The organism is Acidobacteriota bacterium, from assembly GCA_003696075.1.
Classification (GTDB): Bacteria; Acidobacteriota; Polarisedimenticolia; order J045; family J045; genus J045.
The window spans coordinates 1-3,708 of record RFHH01000103.1 but is presented as its reverse complement, the minus strand read 5'-3'; the positions used below and the strand labels follow the sequence as shown (position 1 = coordinate 3,708).

Sequence of the window (3,708 nt, the reverse complement as noted above, 5' to 3'; positions counted from 1 at the left end):
CGGCGCGGCCCGAGGCACGCCGACATCCGTGAGCTGCGGCGGGTGCGGCGGGCGGCCGCCCTCGCGAACGCCGTGCCGCTGCCGGCCGCCGGTGCGGTGGCGAGCCAGGGGGTGGGCATCACCGGGGCCGACCGCTGGCAGGACTTCGCCTCCGAGGCCTTCGGGCTCGCGCGCGGAACGCCGGTGCGGGTGGCCATTCTCGATCTGGGATTCGGAGGCTACGCCGACCTGATGGCTTCCGGGGAACTTCCGGCCGACACCGCGGCGCACGACTTCGCGCCCGATTGGGACATCGAGGGCTGCCTGGACAACGACCCGAACCCGTGCGATCCGCCGGTGAACGGGATCGTCGACGGAGCCGCCGTCGCCGAGATCGTCGCCGACATGGCCCCGAGCGCGCACCTCGAGCTGCTGGCGGTCGATTCCGGCGTGCTCGACAGCCTGACGCAGGCGGTCGACTACATCCTCACCGGGGGGCCGGGGAACGGGCCCGCCGCCGACCTGGTGATCAGCACGCTCACCTGGTCGCCCGGCGCGTGGGGGGACGGATTCGGCACGGGCCCCGTGGACGACGAGGTCGCCCGGGTTCTGGCGGCCGGGATCCCGTGGATCAACGACGTCGGCGACACCGATTTCCTGGCCCTGCTCCTCCTCGCTCCGCTGTTCACCTCACCTCCGGCCGCAGCCGACCACTGGCACGGCACGTTCGACGACTCGTTCGACTCGGACGGCTACATGGACGTGTGGTTCGCCGATGACGATCCTGCGGCGGGTGGATGGCTCAACGAATTCTGCCTGGGCCAGGACGACCGCATCTACTTCGACCTGGTTTGGGACGACTGGGTGGATCCCGAGGGGAACTCCCTGCCGAACAGCGATCAAGACTACAGTCTCGATATCTACGAGCTGACCGCCGACGGGACGCTGCAGCTCGTCGACACCTCGGCGAACCAGCCGCAGACCAACCTGCAGGCGGGGCGCGACGGCGACTTCCCGTGGGATCTGCTCGACTTCGGGAACCCGGGGCCGGGCCAGGCGTGCTACTTCCTGGCGATCTTCAGGGAGAACCAGAGCGCCGGGTCGAACCGGTTCCACCTCTACTGGGAGGCCGACAACGACTTCAACCCCGGCACGGTCAGCACCGACTTCGTGCCTCCCCGCTCGCTCACTCCCGGGAACCGGATGATCCCGGCGGACCTGCCTGGTGTGGTGGCGGTGGGTGTCACCGATCTCGCCGACGCACTCGAGCCGTTCAGCGCGTGGGGGCTCGAAACCGAAGAGGTGCCGTTCCTGTGCGCCCCGGCGCGTGACATCCAGACCGTCACCTTCGGCGGCGGCTTCCAGACTTCCTTCGGCGCCGCCCACGTGGGTGGCGCAGCGGCGCTGCTGATGGATCGCGTCGGCTTCCTCGACGGCGCGGCGGCGCTGGCGGTCCTCGGGGGGCGGGCGCGGGACGTCCTCGGGACCGCCCCCGACTACCGGTGCGGTCACGGCCGGCTGTGCACGCTGACGAACGGTTGCCCGCTTCCGTGACCGGCGAGGCAAGAACCGGGGCGCCAGCGTCGAGGCCTGCGGCATGGCGGTGCCCGGCATGGGCCCGATGGCCGGCACGGGCGACATCCGCACGGCGCCGTTCCTCGTTTCGGACGGCGACCGGGTGACCGCCCTGATCGAGCTGCCGGCGACGTCGTTCGACCGCACGACGATGCGGCCGGGCCTCGACGTCGGCAGCGGTCAGCCGACCGTCACGGTCCGCTGACGCGGCATCCGGGATGTGGGCGGCCGGCGCCACCATGGCGCCGGCCTCCGCGTCCGCGGCCTGGCCACAGGACGCCCCGCACGGCGGCTCTGCTCCGTGCCGGATGACGGCCCCTGGGCCATCGCCGCTCCGGAAGAATCACGAATCGTCCGGCGGATTCGTGCGCGGTACGGGGCCGTCCCGCCTGTCGCGTCGCCCCCTTCTCAGCGCGGTCCCTCCGCATCGCAGTCGTGGTTGTAGGCGGTCGCCTGGTAGTACCAGACGCCGGTGGGTGAGACGTCGCCCGTCGTGTCGGTCCACTGCACGTTCGGGGTGCCGGCGTCCTCGTCGACGACGTCGGTGGCGATCAGCGGCCACTGCGACGGGTCGAGTCCGGCGTCGGAGGAGCGGTAGATGTTGTAGCCGGTGACCGCGCGCGGCTGGTTCGGGTCCTGGATGTCGAGCACCGTGTTGTCGTTCGCGTCCTGGCGCACGCTCGCGATGTAAACCGCCTCGTCGGGCGGGTAGCACGGGCCCTCTTTGCGCAGCCCCGCGCTCCAGCCGTCGGCGTCGAAGCTGCCATAGGGGGGCCCGATGAGCACCGTTTCGCCGGTGACGGTATCGGCGTCACTGTCGAGCGTGTCGTCGCCTCCCTGGTCCTGCAGCGTGAAGCCGTAGCCGTACGGGCGCACGAAGCGGACGGCGTAGCGGGTGGAAGGATCGACCTCGAAGCGGTAGAGCCCTGCCGTGTCGGTGTAGGCGACCTGCACCGCGTAACCCCAGGAATCGATCAGCTCGACGCGCACGTTGGCGAGGCGCGGTTCGGAAAGGCCGCGGATGCCGTCCCCGTTCCAGTCCTCCCAGACGCTGCCGCCGATGAACGTCGAGTGGCGCACGCGGCTTTCCCGCCAGCCGCCCCACGGGATCGTGATCCAGCGGCTCGCGGGCAGCAGCGGCGAACTCGCCGGGTCGTAGAGCGCGCGCAGGCGCCAGTGGTAGTTCCCGGGCTCGCCGGTCACGACCTGGCTGAGGACGGCGCCGGAGGTCCCGCTGTCGGTCCACGAAGCGGTGCGGTTCGTTCCGCTGCCGTCGAATCCGGAGCGGCCGCGCTTCGCCTCCGTTTCGAGCTTGACGCGCGTCCGGCCGAGAGGGGAGCGGGCGAGGGCCTGGAGCTTGAAGCCGTCGGTGGTGTGCGTCGCGCCGTTGCGGCCGATCGCGGCGGTGTCGTCGGCGCGGCGCTGGGCGATCTGAAGCCCCGTGTGCTGGTCTCCGCCGCCGAAGAAGACGCTGGCCTCGCCTTCCTGAGTATAGGCACCATCGAAAGAAGGTCCACCGATGATCAGATCTCCGTAACCGTCTCGGTTGACGTCCCCGGCCGCGGCGACACTTAATCCCCAGTTCTCATAATCCTGCGAACCGTATGTGGCCCAGTTCTCGGCATACGATAGTCCGCTCTCCGATCCCAGGTAGACGAACACCCCACCAACTTGAGTACTGAAGAATCTGTCAAGGTACGGAGCGCCGACCGCCAGATCGGCGAAGCCGTCGCCGTTGACGTCGCCGGCGCCGGCGACCGCATTTCCGAATAGCGCGTAAGCCGAATTCTGCTGGAGCAACTGGGTCCATGAGGGCCCGCTCGGCCCGCCGTAGTAGACGAACACGACTCCCTCGTCCACTTCGGGATCATCGTAGTCAGGAGCGCCCGCCGCGACGTCGGCGTAGCCGTCGCCGTCGAGATCGCCGACTCCTGCCACGGAGTAGCCCAAATACGCGTAATCCTGACCCCCTTCCCTGGTCCAGAAAGGGGAGCTATCAAGGCCCGAGGAAGAACCCCGATAAAGGAAGACGGCTCCTTCGTCGACCTGCACGTCGTCGTAGTACTCCGCGCCGACGACGACGTCGTCGTAGCCGTCGCCGTCGGTGTCGCCCGCGCCCGATACCGAGATCCCGAAGTAAGCGCCCGCTTGATT

3 protein-coding genes are annotated in these 3,708 nt (G+C 69.6%); 2 read left to right on the top strand and 1 reads right to left on the bottom strand.

Annotated features, from left to right (window positions below; translation table 11 throughout):
* Both D6718_06570 and D6718_06565 read left to right on the top strand, forming a co-directional pair.
* Positions 1-1,533: hypothetical protein (locus D6718_06570; GenBank protein ID RMG45811.1), on the top strand; the 1,533-nt coding region annotated here is incomplete at its 5' end.
* Between the two features lie 43 nt (positions 1,534-1,576).
* Entirely contained in the window at positions 1,577-1,759 is a 183-nt protein-coding gene (locus tag D6718_06565) for a hypothetical protein (GenBank protein ID RMG45810.1), read from the top strand.
* A 203-nt stretch (positions 1,760-1,962) separates the two neighbouring features.
* On the opposite strand, the gene D6718_06560 is transcribed toward D6718_06565, so the two are convergent.
* Positions 1,963-3,708: hypothetical protein (locus D6718_06560; GenBank protein ID RMG45809.1), on the bottom strand; the 1,746-nt coding region annotated here is incomplete at its 5' end.

Excerpts from the sequence above, each read along its gene's own strand:
- D6718_06565 (RMG45810.1), top strand. The coding sequence starts at position 1,577 with ATGGCGGTGCCCGGCATGGGCCCGATGGCCGGCACGGGCGACATCCGC.